Here is a 22,146-nt window from a genome sequence, read left to right as displayed (position 1 = left end):
GGGACGGGCTTCACAGGTCTGAACTCTCGGGCACCTGCTGCGCACGGTCCAGCGCGCTCTGGGTGATCCGCACCTCTCCGGCCTTTCGCTCACGATCGATCTTTTCGAGCGCCTGCTCATACACCGTATCGCTCATTTCCCGGCCCATGGGAATGTCCCCTTCGGCGATCCCCAAGGCACTCGCCCCCTGCCGCACCGTCTCGGTCCAACGAGTGATGTCTCGCGTCGAGGCTTGTGGCTGGCGTGCCAGCTCTTCCAGCGCCTCACGCAGTTCTTCCAGGGTTTGCAACTGCTCCTGTGCAACGACCCCATGGCGTTCCGTCTCGGGCAGGGTCTTCAGGTAATCTTTCCACACCGGCTGCTCAAGCAGCAGCTCGACCTGCTTGCCGGGTATGTTCTCGGCCGCCAGGATGCGATCACCCGCTTCCTGGGTCATATCCCGGGTGACATTGCTGGAACCCCGATACAGCATGGCCAAAGGTTGCCAAGGGAGCGCCAGGCGTACCGCGAGATCGACACGGTAGGCCAGATAGATTTCGACCTCATCGACATGGGGCCAGCGTTCATCGGCGGCCTCGGCAGCCACACGCCCAGCCATCTCGATATCGGCCTCGCTCTGGTGCCGCTCGCGCGCCGCGGCCATGGCCTGGGCCCTGGCGTCGTCGATGCGGGCGGCCCTGGCAATCTCCTGGCTGGAGGTTTCGACTTTGGAGATATCGTTCAGTCGCGCCAACCGCGAGCGTCCCCGGGCCAACGCCAGGTACGCCGCTTCCCTGGCATCACCCACCAGTTGATTCGCCTCGTAGAGCAATACCTCGCCGCCCAACCGGCTGAACACCTCGGTAAAGCCATCGGCACAGGTGTCCAGGTCGGTCGTCCAGTCGAACAGGATCTGACGCAAGGTGGTGCTGGCAGTCGCCGCCTCGATCATTCGCCAGACACGTCGGCTCAACTGGCCCCGGTATTCGACGCGATAGTCCGCCGAGGTGCGCAGTGCGGCGATGGACTCCAGGAAGGTTTCGCTTCCAGGCTCCTGGGCGACCAGTTCCCACAACGCCCTTTTGCGCTCCTGCTCCTCAATCGAATAACTGCTGTCCAGCCAGCTTTCCACGAAAGGCGTCAGCTTCGGCACCCCCTGCTCCGGGATGTCGGTGTCCCCCGGCAAGGCGAAACGTATCGAGGGTCGATCCATGAACTGGGCAATCGTATAGAGCGTCGTGTTATCAAACGGATTGCCGTAGAGCAATACCGTTCGCATCCTGCGACTGCTCAGGCTGAAAAAGCTCCAGGGGATGGAGGTCAGTTGGTTGCCCTGCAAATCCAGCACCGCCAGATCGAGCAGCTCCAGTACCCCGGTCGGCCAGGCGGACAATTCGGTACGCTGCAACTGCAGCCCCTGCAACTGGAGCATGCCCCTGGCACTGAACAGCCCCAGGGGGTTGCCATTCAGGTTCAGCCGCTTCAGGCGCGCCATACTGCGCAATTGCTGCCCCAGTAACGAGGTCCAGGCGATCCGGTTGTCGTTGAGCTGCAACCTGCGCAGCTCACCCATCGCGCCCATGCTCGAAGGCAACTGCGTCAACCTGCCCCCGGTGATCTGCAACTCACGCAACTTGGGAAAACGCTTGAGAAAGGCATCGAAGTCACGCCGATCCCGACGTCCGACCAAGGTCAGCTTCAATGAGACCACATGCTCGAAGCGGCCTTCTTCCAGTTCAGGCAACTTCAGCAGGCGCTCACTCGACAGGTCCAGCTCATACCCCAACGGTTGGCCACTGGCGTCGAGCAGCAACTGCGATTCCCGGCGCCAGCACTTTTTTATCCGGCTCGCGACCCGTGACTTGGAAGCCCGGCTGACCAGCCAACTGCCTGTGCCGCTACCGCCATGCTCATACTCACTGTCGATGCGCCAGTATTCGAGCGCCAGTTTCAGCTTGTGGTACTCGACCTGCTGCTTCTTGAGGACCTTCAGGAACGCCTTGTCATTCTGCCCTTCGAGCGACAGGAACTGTCGAACCGTGTCCAGATCCTTGCCGGGATAAAGCTTGTCCACCAGCAGCCACAAATGACTCGGCGACACCGCCTGCGCCCCCGGCTGCCCACCCAGCGTATAACCGAATCGCCCATCGCTCAAACGCATTGGCGACCTGAACCCGGGCTTGATCGCCTGTATGTTCAGCAACGCGCGAATGCGCGGACGGGACAGCATCAGGTGGTTCACCACCGCCTGCTTGAACAGCTCCGGGCGGGTTGTACGCGAGAATCCAAGTGCCCGGAGCTGGTTATTCGGCAGAGCCTGCAATAGCGTCACCTGGAGGTTGCCAGGCAAGTCCTGCGCTTCGATCTCATAGCCCCCCGACTTGCGCAGCAACTCTAGCGGTGCTTCGGATGAGGTCGCCCCCAGGCTGTCGACCAGGCGGCGCCCGCCCGGTGCCAGTACGGAAGGCTCATACAGCTCGATGCGCAGTTTTTTCGACCAGCCCGGCAGGTTTTCCAGTGAGTGCAGGAACAACCGATCAGCATCCAGACTGACCGACGATTCGATGAAAAACCCTTCATAGGCCCGTGCGATACGGACCTGTTGCGCATACCAACGGCTTTCCTCCGCCAACCGCAGCGGCACCCTCCCCGCCTCCAGCGACGCGACCTCATAGCTGTTGGCCGCACTGGCCAACTCATCGGCAATCACCGTCGGCAAGCTGGGGAAATCTTGCTTGAACACGGCGACAAAGGCATTTCGCGAACGGGTACGAAACTCGTAATAGGCCTCGAACAACGCACTGCGCTGGTTCTGCGCCTCGACGGCCAGTCGCCGGTTCAGCGCCGACAGTTGTTCCGTACTGGTCAACCGCGCCTCACCCGGCCGACGCCCGAGCAATAGATTGACGTCGTCATGATCAAGCCCCTGCAACACCACGTTCAACAGTTCGGCGTCATGGATCTGGGCTTCGCTGACGATCACCACCGGCAACCCCGCGTTAGCCACCGGGCCGTATTCCTTCAACACCCGCCCTTCGCCATTGACGAAGCGCAAGACCTTGGTCGGCGGCCACAAGGCCTCCAGCAACTGTTCCTGGATACGCCAATCGACAACACCGCCGTTGGTGGTGCCGGTCTCGATAAACCGCTGGATATCGGCATCGACCCTGAAGCGCTCCACCGTATCGCTCAGCAGCGCCGGCCGGCTTATCTGGTCCAGGTAGACCGGACGCAACTGATCGGCCTCCACGCCGCTGATGGTCATGATTCGAGTCGCCTGCTCCGGGGAGAAGTCCGCCAGATCAGGCCCCAGGCGTTTGAACAGCTTGAATGCATCCCAGCGCAACGGTGCCTCCAACTCATGGGTCCAGGCACCTGAGCCGTTATGGCTGAACAGGGGCGAATAGGTCGCCCGGGCGGGATGCTCGGCGCGGAACTCATGGCTGACACGGCTGGGCTTGAGCTTGTAGTAGTCGCCGTCCAGATCCAGGAAAGTATTGCCATTGCGCACATGCAGCCCTGACTCGTCGGGCTTGAGTCCCGCGGGCAAGGTCGGCTGATGTCGATAGGGCGCCAGGTCGGCTTTCCATAACCGCTCTCCTCCATCCGGCAGCTTGACCCGCTTGAGGGAGTCAATAAAAGCCGCCGCTTCATCGTCGCGCGCCAAGACCTGCATGAAGGCCCCGAGCTCCAGGTTCAGCACCACGCCGAGAAACACCAGCACGGCCTGCTTCTTGTCGTCGTGTTCCCACTCCTCGACCCCCTCATAGAGCTGGACGAGCATCTGGGCACCGGCCAGCGCCAGCATCGCCTCGCCAAGGCCCGGCACGAAAAACAGCAGGTTGACGCCCCAATCCAGAAAGGCATGCCAGCGAGCGCTACGGCTCTTCTTGTCCTCCGCATCCGTCGACACCGCCAGCATCCGGGCATCATCGAGCATCTTGTCGGTGTGCTGCACATAGAACTCGAAGAAGGGATCTCCGGTTACCCGGGCGAGTTGCAGTTGCAGGCGCGCCTGTTCATCGGGCATACGCCGGCGTGTTTCGGCACTCAAGGGATTCAGGCGTTCGTTCAGCGCAGTGAAAAACACCGGTTGCGTGCGCAAATGGAGATAGCGCCGAAATGCCTGCTGATAGCGCTGATCACGCAACCTGCGCCTGAGGTCATCCTCGAAGGCCGCCAGGCTTGAATACTGTTTGAGCGCCTGCTCGGCATCACCGGACAGGTACACCACACAAGGACAAGACTCGCGGGCAGCCGAGACGTCGAAACGGATCAGCAGTGCGCCCTTGAGCAAGGCGCCTCGATAGCCGCTTTCGGGAATACGCACATCGAGCATCTTGATCTCATGAAACTGCACGGCATGCAGGCTCCAGAGTGGGCTGGCGTTCCCACTCACCCACTGCTTGAGCATGCGGTAGGCCGAGTCGTCGATATGCCCTTTCATCACGGCAATATCGGCCTGGAGCGCCAGTTCGGAGATCTCGTGGGCCACGAACAATCGACGAAACTCATCATCGCGCTGCCCGGAAGCACTCTTGCGCAACAGAAAAGACTCGATATGTTCCTTATATTTCCCGCCCAGATCCAGCTCACGGCATGACCGCGCAAACTCCCGTGGCGTAAACGCCTTGAGCAAGACCCCCTGCCCCTTGCGAAGTATCTGCGAACCTCGATCGAAGCCAAAGTAAGTCGTTTCGCTTTCTTCGAAGTTCTGCAAGGCCGCCTGTAACAACGTCTGTTGCGTCAGTCGTTGCTGATAAGACGTGGAGGGGGTTTGTGCCGACAGTATATGAACATGCCTGAGCTGGTCCTCGTACACATCCAGGCCGGTGCCGAATTCCTTGTCCAGGGCACCTTGCAAGAGCGGTGCGGCAAAGTCCTCCGGGCTCTGCAAGCCCTCCAGATAAGCGCTCAGGTCGGCCTTGCTCGCCTGATTGCGCTGCATGTTGCCCACGTAGGAACTGCGGGTTTCGAAGGGTGCGGCCTTCAGCCAGTCCGGCAGTCGACTTTTCACCAGGGCATGATATTCCTCACCCTCAAGAGCCACTGCAACATCCGATGTTTCAAGCGTGGAAACAGCCATCTCCAAAAACCTTAAATAACTTCAATCTTTTTATACTAATCTTCATCCGCACGATAAAAAGTTCAAATAACCAATCACTTCCTCTACCGTCCCATCTACATTACCCACCCATGACATAGATATTAACGCCCTCCAACAGCTCAACCCGTGAACGGCTTTCGGTTGATCACAAAGCCCTTTATAAAACTGAGAACATTCTTATATCGTTCTAACAAAAAAAGCCCCGACTCTCACGAGCCGGGGCTTTTGGTTACCACTTGCTTCAGGCTATCAAAGCACCGGTTGACCGCTCAACGCCAGGTCCATCAGCTCACGGTTGGCCACCGCGTACATGGCGTAGTCCGTGCCGCTGGCGGCACGGATTTCCACCAGCATCGAACGCCAGCGCTCGGCCATGCTCGCGTTGCGCTCAAGCCACAGGGCCACGCGGGCTTCCATGTCTTGCGGCGCGTCGGCCAGTTTCAGCACCGAGATGGTGATCGCACGTTGCTGCCAGTCCACATCGTCGCGGAAGGTTTCACGGGCCTGGGCCTGCCAGTTGTTGCTCACGCGCAGGTCGCTGATCTGCTGGGAGTACCAGGTCAGGTCCAGCGCACTGCCCACCGCGAAGTAGGCCTTGGCCACTTCGGCGGCGTCGTGACCGGTCACGTCGGCGGCCTCGATGATCGGCAACAGGGTGTACAGGTGCGTGGTACCCGCCACCATACGCGCCAGCAACTCCGGCACACCGGCCTGGACATAAGCCTGGTAACGCGCCTGCCAGACTTCCCGGGTCGGGCCTTCCAGCAGTTCGTCGAGTTTCAGGCCCAGGGCCGCCAGGTGCGGACCGAAGTGCGCGACGTCACGGGCAGCATCCTGCTCGTTGCGACGGCTGCGCAGGAACCAGCGCGTGGCACGACGGCCCAGGCGCATCAGTTCATCCATCAGTTCCAGCTGGGTCTCGGCCGACACCTTGTAATCCAGGGCCTCGATCTGACGGAACCAGTGCGGGAGGTGGAAGATGTCACGCACGATCACATAAGCACCGGCCACGTTCGCCGGGCTCATGCCGGTGGACTCCTTCAGGCGCTGCACGAAGGTGATACCCATGTGGTTGACCAGGTCGTTGGCGATCTGGGTGCTGACGATCTCGCGCTTGAGGCGGTGACGGCGCATGGCGTCGGCGAACTTGCTCACCAGCATCGGTGGGAACGCGGTTTCCATGTCGCGGGTCAGGTACTCGTCGTCCGGAACCTTGGACTCGAGCAACGCCGCCTTGAGGTCGATCTTGCTGTAGGAGATCAGCACCGACAGCTCGGCACGGGTCAGACCCTGGCCTGCCGCGACGCGCTCGACCAGTTGCTCTTCCGACGGCAGGAACTCGATGGCACGGTCCAGCTTGCCACGGGCTTCCAGATCGCTCATCAGGCGCTTGTACTCGGCGATCCGCTCGACTGCGCGACGGGCCGCCAGGGACAGGGCCTGGGTCTGCTTGTAGTTGTTGCCCAGGACCAGGCCGCCGACTTCGTCGGTCATGCTGCCCAACAGCTGATTACGCTGCTTCTCGGTCATATCGCCGGCCTGCACGACTTCGTTGAGCAGGATCTTGATATTCACTTCGTGGTCGGAGCAGTCCACGCCACCGGCGTTGTCGATGAAGTCGGTGTTGGAACCGCCGCCATTGAGGCCGAACTCGACGCGACCGAGCTGGGTCATACCGAGGTTACCGCCCTCACCCACGACTTTGCAGCGCAGTTCGTTGCCGTTCACGCGCAGTGCATCGTTGGCCTTGTCGCCGACATCGGCGTGGCTTTCGGTGCTGGCCTTGACGTAGGTGCCGATACCGCCGTTCCACAACAGGTCCACCGGCGCCTTGAGCAAGGCATTGAGCAGTTCGGTCGGGGTCAGCTTGTCGGCGTGGATGTCGAAGCGCTCTTTCATCTGCGGGGAAATCGCGATGCTCTTCGCGCTGCGCGAGAAGATCCCGCCGCCTTCGGACATCAGGCTGGCGTCGTAGTCCGACCAGGCCGAACGCGGCAGGTCGAACAGGCGCTGGCGCTCGGCGAAGCTGCTGGCCGGCTCCGGGTTCGGGTCGATGAAGATATGCAGGTGGTTGAAGGCCGCGACCAGCTTGAGCTTGTCGGACATCAACAGGCCGTTGCCGAACACGTCGCCGGCCATGTCGCCGACGCCCACCACGGTGATGCTGTCTTCCTGGACATTGATGCCGCGCTCACGGAAGTGGCGCTGTACGCCGACCCACGCGCCCTTGGCGGTGATGCCCATCTTCTTGTGGTCGTAACCGGCCGAGCCGCCGGAGGCGAAGGCGTCGCCGAGCCAGAAGCCGTAGTCGATGGCAATGCCGTTGGCGATGTCGGAGAAGGTCGCGGTGCCTTTGTCCGCCGCCACCACCAGGTAGGGGTCATCGTCGTCATGACGCACGACGTTGGCCGGTGGCACCAGGGCACCGTCCTTCAGGTTGTCGGTGATGTCCAACAGGCCCGAGATGAAGATGCGGTAGCAGGCGATGCCCTCGGCCGCGATCTCGTCACGACCGCCGCCCAGTGGCAGGCGACGCGGCAGGAAGCCGCCCTTCGCACCCACCGGCACGATCACCGAGTTCTTCACTTGCTGGGCTTTTACCAGGCCCAGGACTTCGGTGCGGTAGTCTTCTTCGCGGTCCGACCAGCGCAGGCCGCCGCGGGCGACGTTGCCGAAACGCAGATGCACACCCTCGACCCGTGGCGAGTAGACGAAGATTTCGAACTTCGGTACCGGCTTGGGCAACTCGGGAATCGCGTGCGGGTTGAACTTGAAGCTGAAGTACGACTTGTTCTGGCCGTTGGCGTCGGTCTGGTAGAAGTTGGTCCGCAGGGTCGCCTTGATCAGGTCAAGGTAGCGACGCAGGATGCGGTCTTCGTTCAGCACCTGGACGTCGTCCAGGGCGGTCAGGATCGCTTGTTCCAGGCGCAGTTGCTTGTCGTCGAGGTCTTCGACGCTGAGCTTGCGGGCCAGGTAGAAACGGGTCTTGAACAACCGGGTCAACTCGCGGGCGATGTCGGTGTGGTTGTTCAGGGTGCTGGCGATGTAACCCAGGTCGAAGCCCAGGCGGATCTGCTTCAGGTAACGGGCATAGGCCCGCAGCAGCGCCACGTCGCGCCATGGCAGGCCGGCGGTCAGCACCAGGCGGTTGAACGCGTCGTTCTCGGCATCGCCACGGACGATGTGGACGAAGGCGTCCTGCAGGGTGTCGTTGAGCTGCTGGATATCCAGGTCCAGGCCTTCGGCGGCGGTGAAGGCGAAGTCATGGATCCAGAACTCGCGACCGTTGTTGTGACGCAGGCGGTACGGGAACTCGCCGAGCACGCGCAGGCCGAGGTTTTCCAGGATCGGCAGGACATCGGACAGGGCCAGCGGCGTATCGGCGTGATACAGCTTGCAGTGCAGCTCGCGCTGGCCGGACACCTGGCCCAGCGGCTGGTAGAAGCTCATCACCAGCGGATTGCTGTCGCTCAGGCTCAGCAGGTGCTGCATGTCGACCACGGCCGAGTGCGCGGCGAAGCGCTCGCGGTAGCCGGCCGGGAAGCCTTTCGGGAAGTCCGCCAGCACATTGGTGCCCTGGGCCTCGCCGAAACCTTCGACCACCAGGCTCTTGTAGTCGTCCTGCCAGCTGCGGCAGGCCTGGATCACTTCGTTTTCCAGTTGCAGCGGGTCGATATCGAGACGGTTCTTCGGATCGACCCGCAGGATCAGTTGTACACGGGCCAGCACGGACTCGGAGAAGAAGGTCCAGAACTCGCAGTCGGTGGCTTTCAGGCGATCCATCAGCACTTGCTGGATCTTCTGCCGCACTTCGGTGGAGTAGACGTCACGCGGCACATAGGCCAGGCAGTAGCAGAAACGACCGTACGGGTCTTTGCGCAGGAACACGCGGATCTTGTTGCGTTCCTGGATCTGCACGATCGACATCACGGTGTTGAACAGCTCATCCACCGGGGTCTGGAACAGATCGTCGCGGGGCAGCACTTCGAGGACCTGGGCCAGTTCCTTGCCCAGGTGGGCCTTGGCCTGGAAGCCCGAACGGCGCTCGACTTCGGCGACCTTGCGGCTGATGTAAGGGATCACCCGCACGCTTTCGCCGTACACCGAAGAGGTGTAGAGGCCCATGAAGCGGCATTCCTTGATGACCTTGCCGTCGGCGTCGATCTCACGGATCGAGACATAGTCCGGGTAGGCGTTGCGGTGCACACGGCTCGGGTGCGCGGCCTTGGCGAACGACAGCGGCGTCGGTTCGCGCAGGTAGTTGACGGCGTAGTCTTCGATGCGGGTGTCGTCGGGGGTCAGGCCGGCGCGGAGCAATTTGGTCAGACCGAGGAAGGAGTGGGCGTCATATTCGATATGACCGCCGTCCTGCTCGTCACGGACCACGAACTCTTCGTAGCCGAGGAAGGTGAAGTGGTTGTCCACCAGCCACTGCAGGAAGGTCTTGATCTCGGTTTTTTCTTCCGGGTCGATGGCGAACTGGCTGGCGTCGATACCGGCCAGCAGCTCCTGGACCTTGGTCTTCATCGGCTCGAAGTCGGCGACGGCGATACGCACTTCCGTCAGGACCTGTTCCAGCTCCTTGGACAGCACGCTCAGCTCGGCGGCGTTGGCGCAGCGATCGATTTCCAGGTACATCAGGGATTCTTTGTCGATCCCCTCGCCCTGGGTGCCCTTGGGCAGGACCTCAAGCAACTCGCCCTTGCTGCCGCGACGCACGCTCAGCACGGTGGTTTGCAGGGTGTGGATGCTGTAACCGCGGCGGTTCAGTTCGGTGCGGACCGAGTCGACCAGGAACGGCAGGTCGGGGTGCAGGACCTCGACGGCGGTGTGGGTCGACTGCCAGCCATGGCGTTCATAATCCGGGTTGTAGGCGCGAACCTGTGCCTGGGTGTGGTCGAAACGCTCCAGCAGACGCCAGGCCGAAAGGGTGCAGCCGGCGAGATCGGAGAGCCGGCGCTGGGTCAGCTCGTCCAGGGAAATGATGCCGAAGAACTGCTCAGCGAACAGCGCCACTTGTGGCAGTGCCTGTTCGTTGATGTGCTGCGCCAGTGCCGCCTGCAGTTGGTGCTGGAAGTCGGCTTTGCTGGCTGCGGTGAAGAACGCCATCTGTGGTACTCCGCTTGGGCTTGTTATATAGAGAGAAGCGTCGCGTTTTCTTCCCCGGAAAAGGGGACCTGCATCACTCTGCAGGGTGAATCTGGGCAGTACAGAGTGACAGGTTGATGAAGCTGGCCGCGACCCAGGGGTCACATTCACGTTCAAGATAGTCGCACACGATGGCAACGGCCGGGTGCACAGGCTGTATTTTCGTGGACGACGCTCCGTTGCGCAGCTTAACGAGTGCGCGAACGCCGCTGCTTGCGGTGCTGCGACATATTCGGACATTGGCAGGTAGCGTGGGGGTGATGCGGGGCGTTTTCAGCCAGGGGCACCGGGGTGGCGCCCTCTCTGATCAGCTCAAGATGCAGTTAACTCAGACAGGACTTTTTTGGCTGGCTCCCAGCTCCAGTTTTTTACCGTGTTAAAACCGGATTGGTTGAGCCTATGACGCAGTGCGCGGTCATCCATCAGTTTCTTGACAGCCAACCTCGCCCCCAAAACGTCACCCTTATTCACCTTCAGTACATTTTCTCCATCTATTGCATACTCAATCCCGCCGTTGACGTCCATGACAACCACTGAACAGCCACACGCCATGGCCTCCAGCGGCGGATAGGCAAAACTCTCAATCTCACTCATTTTCAATAAAATATCGCAAGACGAGTAGATCCGTCGCATGTCTTCCTGCTTAACCTTTTGAAAAAACCGATTGTGACGCCAATGAGGCTCCGGGACGCCGTCACTGCTGACGATCCACAACTCACAATCGAGCTCACTTACGGCGGCGTACGCTTGCGCCACCCCCTTGAAGGGTACAGAAATAGGTCCCTCGATTAAAACACGCGGGCAATCTGGATTTTTTTTCACCAAAGGCGTGTCCGGGTAAAACAGAGAAGTATCAATACCATTGGGAAGATAAACGGCTGAATGACCAAACTCGTCGCGCAAAAAATCAACGATCCACTTCGCGATACCGACATACTCCATATTTTTGCGATAGGTATCTTCGACGCGGTCCTTCAACGATTGCTCTTCATAAAAAAAGCGCTCATCAGACTGAACTAAGTAAAGCTTTCTTTTAGCCGGAATCTTATCGAGCCACTCCACGGTCGTCCAAAACGTAGCAAAAAGCATATCAATATTATCAATACCACATTCAGACAGTTCATTCACCCGGTATACTCGAATGGCAGGTTTTCCAAACCATTCAATATCGCCATACCCACCAAGGTCAATCACGAAAGCGTCGTGCCCTGCATCGAGAAGTAGACTGACGTGTTTTAAAACGACCGCGGCGCCCCCAGAAATACCCAGCCCGGCCAGGAGAAACGCGATTTTTTTTGGCATCGGACCCGTCTTCTGGTATTCCTCTTCGAGCAAGGATTTCCAGTGACTGTCATGACCTTTGAAATTCAATTCATTATTGCCGGCGTGCAACCGCAAATCGGTGAGAATATGAGGGACGGATTTGAATGTTGCACCATTATAAGCAAGCCTTAACCATAGTTCATGGTCTTCCCTATACTCCATCCGACGCTTCAGCAATCCGCTGCGCAGCAACGTATCGCGTCTCACCATCACGGTACTTTGACAAGGCACGCAAATCTCTTTCAACATTTCCAAATCACAATCGGGACTGTACACTTCTTGGCCATTAACCAGACCCTCAATTTTTCGGGTACCATCCAACAAAGCGCGCCACCCCCCATAAACCACGTCAACCCCGGACTCCAATATCGGGAGGCATACCTCCAAGCGATCGGGCGCGGCAACGTCATCGCTGTCCAGAAAAGCGATATATCTACCCCGTGCCTCAAGAATGCCCTTATTCCGGCCGCGGACAGCGTTGCCGGAACTGGTTGGAAACTTGAAAATTCTAACGAATGGATTGTCGCGAAACTCTTCAACCACGGCTAAGGTCTGAGCAGGAGAACCGTCAGTCACCAGAATCACTTCAAAAACCTGTTGCGTCTGGGCGAGCGCGGAGTTCACCGCTACACGCAACACATCAACCCGGTCGTATATAGGTATGACAAAGGACACTAACGGACGATTTCCAGTCATCGCCTGGTGTTCTATTTGATTAAATCTTTCAAGCTTCAATGACGCTGCCTTTCGCTGCCGCCGACGAACTAGAAAGCTCGTTGCCCTGCGAACAAATGGCACCACACCTTCCTGCCTTAAAACAAAGAGCGCATTTTTTAGCAGCATTCTGACAGATGCCCATCGCACCCCACGCCAGAACACAAGGTGCCTGATCGGAGATGTTATTTTCCAGCTATTAGAGCTGAGTATCGACTCCAGCTCTCCGCGCGACAGAATCAATTGATGCTCGAGATCAGCGATCCGACGGCTCAATTCCTCTCTCGTATGCTGACTTGAATACGAAGCCGCCTGCTGCGCCTGATGGCTTAGCATAATGTCGTGATTCAACTTAGCTATTTGAGTTTCTCGCTCCGAAAGCAGACGACTAAAAACGGATACATACGACTCTCGCTCAACGTTCTCCTGATCGAGACGAGGGATTCCGCTTTGCTGTACAGCCGAGCTCTTATCAACCCGGGTAACTTTGGCTTCCCACTGCGAACGTGTCATATTGAATGTTTCTATCTTGGAGTCACGGTTCTCAAGATCACTCTTCAACCTGGCCGCCTTGCCCTCACACATCGAAAGCTTCGTATTCAATAGATCCATCTGAGCCTCCCGTTCGGCCAAGGCTTTGCTCACAACCACCATCGCCGCTTCTTGCTCAGTGTTGGACTTATCAAGCCGCATCAGCAGGGCATCACGATCGTTTATTGATTGATGACAGTTTCTGATAACATCTCGCTGTGCCAGAAAAACCTCTGACTCTCTGGACAAAATCTCAACCTCCGTTTTAGAAAGCGTCCTGAGCAAAGAAAAACAACTGCTTTTATCAAGAATAGCCCTTACGTTATCCGTCAGAGAAAATCGATCACGCGCAAATCCCCTCAAGACGTCAGACTGTTCCAACGTCGATGCGTACCCGTTGATCATCTCTTCCACTATATGGGCAGACGAAATTTTTCTTGGTGTGCATCGACCTGAAAAATTCCTTTCAAACGCCGCCTCAAACACACTACTCACTATCCACCCAGGACCACCAAAGTGATCATAACAATAAACAGGAACACCCGCCGCCAAGCAATACTGAACGGTCTTTCCAATACTGATAACGGCGCTGTACCCGCTGATCACTTGAGGGGTCACCCTCTTAGGCGTGCCTTGAAGGCCAATCAACTCGACTTTAATGGCTCTAGCCTTAAACAACTCAACCAGCTCAAGGACTTCCTCGGGCGCGTGATTTGAAATAATCCCTATCGATTCAAGACCGCGCTGAACTGGGTGTTTAGCCTGTTCAAAATACCCCGCAGGCGCCGCGTTGGGAAAAATACTGAGCCTACCAGCGAGGTGAGGATATCGCTCAGAAAAAAACTCAAAATTCTCCTGCGAATGAACAAGATACTGTGAAAAAAACAGCGCCGGTAACGGCGGAGCTTCGAGCGGTTCAAAATGCGACAACGAAGAATAAAGAGCATGGTTCGCTGAAACCCGATCGTGCACCAACAAATGATAAGCAGCCACAAAATGGCTCACCCATACAAAATCGAACTGTGCATCAGCCAAACTTACCTTGGATAGATCAACGAAAGGGATCCCCTCCGCACTCAATTCAGACTCTATCAATCCGCCTACCTCCATCGCCGCGATCACCACCTCAAATCCAAGCGTCGATAACGTCGAAGCGATTTCCAAGGTAGCGATCTCGGCGCCCGCGAAATCCACGAGCCTTGAACAGGCAACCAGGGCTTTTTTTCCGTTAAACTCTATCTGGCTCATATCAATTAATCTTTATCGAGTTTTCGAATAACGCGCCACTCCATTTTTGCAGTTCGCGGCCAAAGTCAGATCGCTCATGGAGTGCCTGCCCTTTGCGTTTTGACCATTTCGCCCCGTAGGGTACCCAAGGAAAATGAGCGCTGTAGTAGTCGCACGTCGCATCCCAATGTTCATACGACAGACTTTTACCGTAATGTTGACAGAAAAAATTGACATCGATGCGGCCATTAACCACGGGCTCTCTGGCATCCAATCCCACAAATTTCACATTGTCACGATTTTGCCATAGCATCAGAATATCCCGCCGTTCCACGCCAAAAAAACGTCTAAACCCCAACAGTGGTGTGCCTGGTGTGTAGGGTGCGTCGTCTCCTGGACTCATATAAGCGTCAAACAGCTGAATCCTGACCGCCTCGGGCTTAAGATCCAGCGCTGCCGTTACATACTCCCGTATGGGGCCGATATATCGCTCATCCGCGTCGCAGCACATACACCACTGAAACGCAAAATGGCATCGTGCCATTTCCAACAACAATCCGCGATGCCTTGTTTCAGACAACAGCCGATTCTCCACACCGACCTGCCACTGATCATTTTCCAAAACAAGGACAACTTTCTCACAAGCTCTTAATAGCTCACGTGTTCTATCCGTACTGGCATCTTCATACACGCAGATGTAATCCGCGAATGTCGAAAGATGATCGAGTGTGTCTGGGAGAATGAGCGCCTCATTTCTCACCCTCAGAAGGACCAGCAGGGGAACTTTGTGAGTGGATTTCGGAGGCAGCCCAGGCCGGATCCATAAACGCTCGCTGCTATTCAGTTCCCAACGGGCATGCTCAACCCATTCATGATCGGACCTCAGCATACCCTCGGCCTTTGCGAGCCCCCGTGCACTTCTTTCCATCTCAATCGTAAATTGAAAGCATGACTCACGTTTGTCGTATGAGAACATCCCGTGTTCGTCCGAGACGGAGAGAGTCGCGCTGTAAGAACCTGGAACGAAATTGTTATTTTTGATAACCAGGGAAATATTCGGCCTGACGTCAGAAAAAAACAGATCATCCCTCAAGGTGCTCAGAATACTGACGACCTTCTCGTCAGCATCATATATGATTAATCCGACGCCATATACCGGTGGCGCACCCAGGAACTGCAATCTTATTTCGACACGTATTTCATCACCCATTTTGTAGTTTTGCCTATCCGCTGCGACAGACAAAATGGCGATCGTCTTGGCGTTTGACCCGGTGCTCGAGGCGGTCTTTTTTTTATGTGTGGCCGGTATTAAACGTGTATTCTCCTTACGAATCTCCTGTTCCATCTCCGCTTGATACATATCGCAGATACCTTGGCGTTCACCTATCGCCCGAACGTGCCCTTTATCCAGCCAAATGGCCCTGTCACAAAAATTTCGCACCGCGGAGGTGGAATGCGATACGAACAAAATAGCGGTCCCTGCATCACGGATCTTTTTCATCCGTGTAAAAGACTTCTCCTGGAAAGCCATATCACCGACACTGAGCGCCTCATCCACAACAAGAATATCGGGGTCCACCTGCACCGCCACCGAAAAAGCCAGCCTTGCCACCATGCCGCTGGAATAGGTTTTTACGGGCTGATCCAAAAAACGGCCGATATCCGCAAATGACTCGATATCTGGAATTTTTTTATCTATTTCCTCTTTCGTCAGACCCAGGATGGCAGCATTCATATAGACGTTATCGCGCCCGGTGAACTCAGGATTGAATCCGGATCCAAGCTCAAGCAGCGCGGCGACCCTACCACGGGTCTCAATCTCACCGCCCGTGGGGGTAAGTGTCCCGCAAATTATTTGAAGCAGCGTGGATTTTCCACTGCCATTACGACCAATCACGCCGATGGTTTCGCCAGGTTTTATGTCGAAAGAAACATCTCGTAGCGCCCAAAACTCATTAAAATATTGGCGACGCCCTCCTTCCTGATGTCGGTAAGAGAGGCGCGGCAAGACAAACTGCTTCAGTCGATCGAAGGGGGCACTATAAATCTCATAGCGCTTGCTGATATTCAACACGCGTATTGCCATCTGATCAGAGAACATCGGCGAAACCTTTTCTCGTTTTCTGAAACCACGCGAAACCTGCCCAAGCAAAGAAGGTAGCAACTAGCATATATAGAACCAACCCCTTCCAGTCTGGCAGATGCCCCCATATCAGTACCTCTCTGGATTGTTCTATGATAAAGGTCAAGGGGGTTGCCATCATGAACGGTCTGAAAGCTTCCGGAACTGCTGAAACCGGATAAAAGACGGGCGATAAAAATGTCAGGATTGTTGTGACAATGACGGTAAACTGTCCTATGTCCCGTGCAAAAACACCCAGCGAGGCTAAAAACCAGGAAAAGCCGAGTATTAAAATAATCAAAGGTAAAATCACCACTGGCATAAAAATAGCGGTCCAATGAACAAAACCGTTAAAAATAAAAAACGCCACCAGCAGCACAACAAAGCTGACAAGGCCATGAAAGAGTGCAGCCCCCATGATAATCACGGGAAGCACCTCCAAAGGAAAAACCACCTTCTTGACATAGTTCACGTTCGAAACAATGAGCCCTGGTGACTTATTGAAAACCTCAGCGAACAACCCTTGCACAATCATCCCGACAAATAAAATAACGGCAAATTGAGTCTTACTGTCTTCTGCGCCGGCACCCGCCCATCGGCTTTTGAAGATTTCGGAGAATACGTAGGTGTACACCACCAACATAACAACAGGATTAAAAAACGACCACGCCAGCCCCATCACTGAGCCCTTATAGCGCCCCACCACCTCTCTTTTCGTCATCTGCCAAATCAGCTGTTTATTTCTCCACACACTGCCTATCAATTCTCGAAAATCCACCACGCGTTTGGCGTGGGGATTAATGGCCGTAACGTTCTTGGGCGGAGACATAGGACTCCTTACTGATTAGTCACATTGAGAGTTATATTGATATGCGGAATACCGATGCCCCCTGTCGCCACGGGGTCATGATGCGACCGAATCAACAGGGCTTCGTGGCACCAATGAAGTTGCCTATGGTCATGTTGCTCGCCGTCAGCGATCGCAACCTGGATAACATAGTCACCCTTGGCCAGCCAAGGCATGAAGAATTGAAACTCCGCCGACAACGTCGAACCCGCCACAACGGTACGATCCTGGCCGATCTGACTGATATAGGTGTTATCACCGAACAGTGTCTGCCCTAATCGATCCTTGACAGAAAAACTGATAAGAGGACTCTCCAAGAACACAAAAGTTTGCGCCTCGACTTTGAGCGAGACACGTTCGCCACCCAGCACCCAGGTCAATCCGCCCCCCGAAGAGTCGTTTAGGCGGACATCGACAATCCGAGCATCTTCTCCGCCAAATGCATCCACGTCGGGCGCCTGCGGGTCGAACCGAAAAACTTCCAAGTCATTCGAATGGATCAGTTCGGCGCGGTGATCACGCCACTCCAAGCCATCATGGCAATGACACTGGGCCAGACTTTTATGCCCATCGACATGAACCATCAGCGGATCCGTCCGTTCGTCATTCATCGAACGAAACACATCGTCCAGATATGACTCGCAGACCGCCCTGGAAGGGCCCAACTGCCTTGCTTCCCCGTGTTCCAGCCAGATTACCTGATCACACAGGCTGACAATCGTGCTCGTATCGTGGCTGACAAAAATCAGCGAATGCTCTTCCTTGAACGCACGGATAAAACGCATGCACTTGTGCAGAAAGCTGGCGTCCCCCATGGAAAGGGCTTCGTCGATGACCAGGATATCGGCCTCTACATGAGCAATCACCGCAAACGCCAGACGCACGTACATCTCGCTCGAGTAAGTCGCGAGCGGTTGCTCCATGAACCCACCGATATCTGCAAATGCAGCAATCGCGGAAAAACGCAGATTAATCTCTTCGATACTCAATCCATAGAGCATAGCCGCCATATAGACATTTTCACGTCCGGTAAACTCGACATTCAAACCGGCCCCCAACTCCAACAGTGCCGCAACTCGTCCCTGAACGCGAAGAGCTCCGGAAGTGGGGCTCAATGCTCCAGAAATCAACTGTAATAATGTTGACTTGCCAGAGCCCTTCTGACCGATGATGCCAATGGCTTCGCCCCTTTTCAGTTCGAACGAGACGCCCTTCAACGCCCAAAGCTCCCGATAACGACACCTGCGCCCCAGCGATAACGCCTGCAACAGCCGATCACTGGACTTGTTATAGATCGGATAATACTTGCTGAGCCCCTCAGCGGAGATAGCAATATCAGAGGACATGGGCAATCCTCCTACGGCCGCTCTGAAAAAAGTCCCACACGAACCCTGCCCCCCATTCACTGGCCAGCAACAACATCAGAGACAGGCCTCGGTGATACCATGCACCCCTCGACATCTCCTTCGACCTGCTGGTGAATTCATCCATGCGGTCAATGCCTCTGAAAATCAAAAAACGACGACCTCTCGGCCGAGCGAAATAAACAACCCATCACAAAAGACGTTCAGATTTTTCGGATCAAGGCGGCAAACAACAGTCCCAGATTGCCGCCGAGTGTCTGTCGATAGACGCCGCAACGACGAATACCGGCGAGCCGAGGGAACAGTGGCTGATCGCGAGCCGCTTTGAAGTTTGAAAGGATTTCAACACTCTGCTTATCCAGGCGATGGCTCATCACTTCCAGCGCTCGGATATTTTTCCTGCTCCATTCATGAAAGCGCCCATGGAACACCATCCACAGTCGATAAAGACGCGCGTACCAACCCGCATTACTGCCCACCAGATTGCTCTTGTGCTGACGATAGAGGGTCTTGGCATGGGGATCGTAAAAGACCACGCCGCCCTTGGCACCGGACACCAGTTGATAAGCCCACCAGTCATGGGAAACAATGGCGATATACGGGCCCGCTTCGCGTAGAAGCTCCCGGGCGGCATGATTGAATACCATGGTATTACCACCGCCGATACACTGTACCAGGGCATTGGCAAACTTCGGCGGCTGGGAAAACTTCGGCGACTGGCCGGCGGCGATGCCCAACTCACTGATCAATTGGGTGCGACCACAATAAAGTGCCGGGACCTGCTCAGGCACACTTTGCAGCCACATCAGCGCCGTTTCGAGTTTGTCCTCGTTCCAGATATCGTCCTGATCGGACCAGGCGTAAAAATCCGCCTGAACTTCAGCACGACAGGTCAATGAGAGAAAGTTGGCCGCAAAGCCCTTCTTCGGCCCGGAAAATATTTTCAGGCGATCTCGCGGCCAATCACTGGCACAACTGCGTACGACTTCCAGGGTTTTATCCGTGGAGCCGTCGTCGGATATTGCCAGGCTCCAGTTGAAATGGCTTTGACGCTCAAAGGAGTTGATCTGTTCGGCCAGAAACCGCTGGCCATTATAGGTACACATCAAGATTGAGACTTTCAAGGCCCAGCCCTCCGTCAAAAGATTCTTACGAAAAATCTTCAACCGGACGACAAATGCTGGAACTCGGCTTGACGGTGATTATCAAGACTTCCGGCGGCGACGTCTACTGTCAGAAATGACAGGTCTGTACGAGTGCCCCTTGATGATAGAAATAATCAAATCATATCCGGATGCGTCTTATAACCATTAAGCTTTCCAGTCACTCAGCCCTGAAAAATATCCCGAATACAGGCAAAATAGCGCTCCCCCCGCCCAGACAGGACCTTCCGCCATGCAGCTCAGCACCGCCCACCTGATCGCCAACCCCTGCGACGATGAAGAAGACAACATGGCCATGCTCTGCTGCCATAGCGACAAGGGCGAAATGTTCCTGATGACCCGCTATCCCGACGAGGATGAACTGGAGATCACCCTCGATGGCGAACCCTCCACCCTGGATGGCATCAAGGTGACCCTCAGCGCCACGCGCCTGCTGATCGAAATCGCCGCCGCCGATGCCGATGCGCTCAACGGCGACGATCACCTCGAGATCCAGCACCAGACCGACGCGGCCGACCTGGCCGAAGTCGAGCAAACCCTGAAAAATATTCTTGCCGGCACCGGCACCTATGTCAGCGAACTGGGCTGACAGCCGATCGGCTTGAAACATCCGCGATCAGAATCGACACAAAAAAGCACGAAGAGCTGGTTTAGAGTGTCCCGGTTTTTACTTCTGATCAGGAAAGTGGCATGAGCAAGTGGCTGAAAATTTCAGGGCTGGTGTTGGTGGTCGCTGTACTGGCGGCGGGGTCCTGGCTGATCTGGGGACTCGGCAAAGGCAATGCGCTTTGGCAGATTGTCGGCCAGCAATGCGTGCCCCATCAGCAGGACGCCCAGAACCCCGCGCCGTGCCTGAGGGTGGATCTGCAGCAGCACGTTGCCTTGCTCAAGGATCGCCAGGGCCCGCTGCATGACCTGACCATTCCCACTGACCGGGTCACCGGCATCGAGAGTCCGCTGCTGCTCGAGGACAATGCCTACGCCTTTTTCGCCAGTGCCTGGCAGCAACGTGGGCGCCTGTCCGCCGAAGCCGGCAAACCGATCAAGGACGAGTTTCTCTCGCTGGCCATCAACTCGCCGTATGGCCGCTCCCAGGGCCAACTGCATATCCATCTGGCCTGCCTGCGCCCCGGGATCTACCAGCAACTGGTCGAACAAGCCCCGCGGGTGACCCAGGCGTGGCAGCCCCTGGCGGTCAGGCTGAACGGCCATGAGTACCTGGCGAAACGCCTGAACGGCCAGGACCTGAAACAGGAAAACCCGTTCAAGGTGCTGGGTGAATATGCCCGACAACAGGGTGACAGCCTGTCCCACTATGGCCTGGCCCTGGTGGTAGCGCCCGGCGGTGACCTGTTGCTGCTGGCGAACCGTTTGAGCCTGGTCGGTTTCAGCCGCGGCTCCGCCGGCGAGATCCAGGACTATGGCTGCGCACTGGCCCAATAACCCGTAACGCGAGCGCCCCCCCCGCCCAGTGAGAAATCGCCTGGGCGGGGCTGCTTACAGGAGATGATTCCCAACCAGGTAAGACTTTTCCTCAAAATCCATAAAAATCCCCATAGCCGTTAGTCGCCACCACCCCCGATGCATTAAAGTAACGCCCCCAGCCGTGACATTCATTCGAATGCCGTCGGCCACCCTCTCCAGGAACACTCATCGATGGAACATCGTGAAGCGCTGCTTGCGCTGCGAACCTTTCTCTCAGCCCAGATCCTCGGCCAGGAAAAACTCGTCGAGCGCCTGTTGATCGCCCTGCTGGCCGACGGTCACATACTGGTCGAAGGCGCCCCGGGCCTGGCCAAGACCAAGGCCATCAAGGAGTTGGCCGAAGGCATCGAAGCGCAGTTCCATCGCATCCAGTTCACCCCCGACCTGCTCCCGGCCGACATCACCGGCACCGAGATCTATCGCCCGGAAACCGGCAGTTTCGTGTTCCAGCAAGGCCCGATCTTCCACAACCTGGTGCTGGCGGATGAAATCAACCGCGCGCCGGCCAAGGTCCAGTCGGCCCTGCTGGAAGCCATGGCCGAACGCCAGGTCAGCGTCGGACGCAGTACCTACGACCTGTCGCCGCTGTTCCTGGTGATGGCGACCCAGAACCCGATCGAGCAGGAAGGCACCTACCCGCTGCCCGAAGCCCAGCTCGACCGCTTCCTGATGCACGTCAAGATCGGTTTCCCCGATGCCTCGGTCGAACGGCGCATCCTGCAACAGGCCCGGGGCGAAGCCCTGAACGGCGAAACCAAGCCCGAGCGCCGGGTCAGCCAACAGGCGATCTTCGCCGCGCGCAAGGAAATCCTCGGCTTGTACATGGCCGATGCGGTGGAGGAGTATCTGGTGCAACTGGTGATGGCGACCCGTACACCGGCCAAGTTCGACCCGGAGATGGCCGAATGGATCGCCTACGGCGCCAGCCCTCGCGGCTCGATTGCCCTGGACCGTTGCGCGCGGGCCCATGCCTGGCTGGCCGGTCGCGATTTCGTCAGCCCCGAGGATATCCAGGCGGTGCTGTTCGACGTACTGCGCCACCGTATCATCCTGTCGTTCGAGGCCGAAGCCGCCGGGATCGACCAGGATCGGGTGGTGCAGCGCATCCTCGATGTCGTCGCCGTCGCCTGACCCGG

The 22,146-nt window shown here is 56.9% G+C and carries 10 protein-coding genes and 1 pseudogene; 3 read left to right on the top strand and 8 right to left on the bottom strand.

Features of this window, described 5'->3' with window-relative positions; translation table 11 throughout:
- Nucleotides 1–10: 10 nt before the first annotated feature.
- The 8 genes and pseudogenes from M5B42_RS02545 to M5B42_RS02510 form a co-directional block, all read right to left on the bottom strand.
- Nucleotides 11–5,065, bottom strand: coding sequence for a DUF6543 domain-containing protein (locus tag M5B42_RS02545; RefSeq protein ID WP_248744937.1), 5,055 nt, complete (start codon nt 5,063–5,065; stop codon nt 11–13).
- A gap of 270 nt (nt 5,066–5,335) precedes the next feature.
- Nucleotides 5,336–10,195, bottom strand: a complete 4,860-nt coding sequence (locus M5B42_RS02540; protein WP_248744936.1) for an NAD-glutamate dehydrogenase — start codon at nt 10,193–10,195, stop codon at nt 5,336–5,338.
- Nucleotides 10,196–10,546: 351 nt separating this feature from the next.
- Nucleotides 10,547–14,050: a glycosyltransferase gene (locus M5B42_RS02535; RefSeq protein WP_248744935.1), complete on the bottom strand. Its 3,504-nt coding sequence runs from the start codon at nt 14,048–14,050 to the stop codon at nt 10,547–10,549.
- A 1-nt stretch (nt 14,051) separates the two neighbouring features.
- Nucleotides 14,052–14,918, bottom strand: a complete 867-nt coding sequence (locus tag M5B42_RS02530) for a glycosyltransferase family 2 protein (protein WP_248745017.1) — start codon at nt 14,916–14,918, stop codon at nt 14,052–14,054.
- A 465-nt stretch (nt 14,919–15,383) separates the two neighbouring features.
- Nucleotides 15,384–16,130 (bottom strand): annotated as a pseudogene (locus tag M5B42_RS02525) (ABC transporter ATP-binding protein); the annotation flags it as partial.
- Nucleotides 16,120–16,980, bottom strand: a complete 861-nt coding sequence (locus tag M5B42_RS02520) for an ABC transporter permease (protein WP_248744934.1) — start codon at nt 16,978–16,980, stop codon at nt 16,120–16,122. The pseudogene M5B42_RS02525 and the gene M5B42_RS02520, both read right to left, overlap by 11 nt.
- Before the next feature lie 8 nt (nt 16,981–16,988).
- Complete coding sequence (locus M5B42_RS02515; RefSeq protein ID WP_248744933.1) at nt 16,989–18,344, bottom strand: ABC transporter ATP-binding protein; 1,356 nt, start codon at nt 18,342–18,344, stop codon at nt 16,989–16,991.
- Between the two features lie 221 nt (nt 18,345–18,565).
- Nucleotides 18,566–19,528, bottom strand: a complete 963-nt coding sequence (locus M5B42_RS02510; protein WP_283099657.1) for a glycosyltransferase family 2 protein — start codon at nt 19,526–19,528, stop codon at nt 18,566–18,568.
- Between the two features lie 229 nt (nt 19,529–19,757).
- Here M5B42_RS02510 and M5B42_RS02505 point away from each other — a divergent pair, with 229 nt between their 5' ends.
- From M5B42_RS02505 to M5B42_RS02495, 3 genes are all read left to right on the top strand, one after another.
- On the top strand, nt 19,758–20,114 hold the full coding sequence (locus M5B42_RS02505) for a hypothetical protein (protein ID WP_103495774.1): 357 nt from the start codon (nt 19,758–19,760) through the stop codon (nt 20,112–20,114).
- Between the two features lie 101 nt (nt 20,115–20,215).
- Entirely contained in the window at nt 20,216–20,968 is a 753-nt protein-coding gene (locus M5B42_RS02500; RefSeq protein WP_103495775.1) for a CDP-diacylglycerol diphosphatase, read from the top strand.
- Between the two features lie 213 nt (nt 20,969–21,181).
- Nucleotides 21,182–22,141, top strand: coding sequence for a MoxR family ATPase (locus tag M5B42_RS02495; protein ID WP_103495776.1), 960 nt, complete (start codon nt 21,182–21,184; stop codon nt 22,139–22,141).
- Nucleotides 22,142–22,146: the final 5 nt, after the last annotated feature.

It is taken from the genome of Pseudomonas sp. MWU12-2037 (assembly GCF_023242345.1).
GTDB lineage: Bacteria > Pseudomonadota > Gammaproteobacteria > Pseudomonadales > Pseudomonadaceae > Aquipseudomonas > Aquipseudomonas gingeri_D.
Note: the sequence above shows the minus strand (reverse complement) of the source record. Positions and strands in the feature narration are given on the sequence as shown.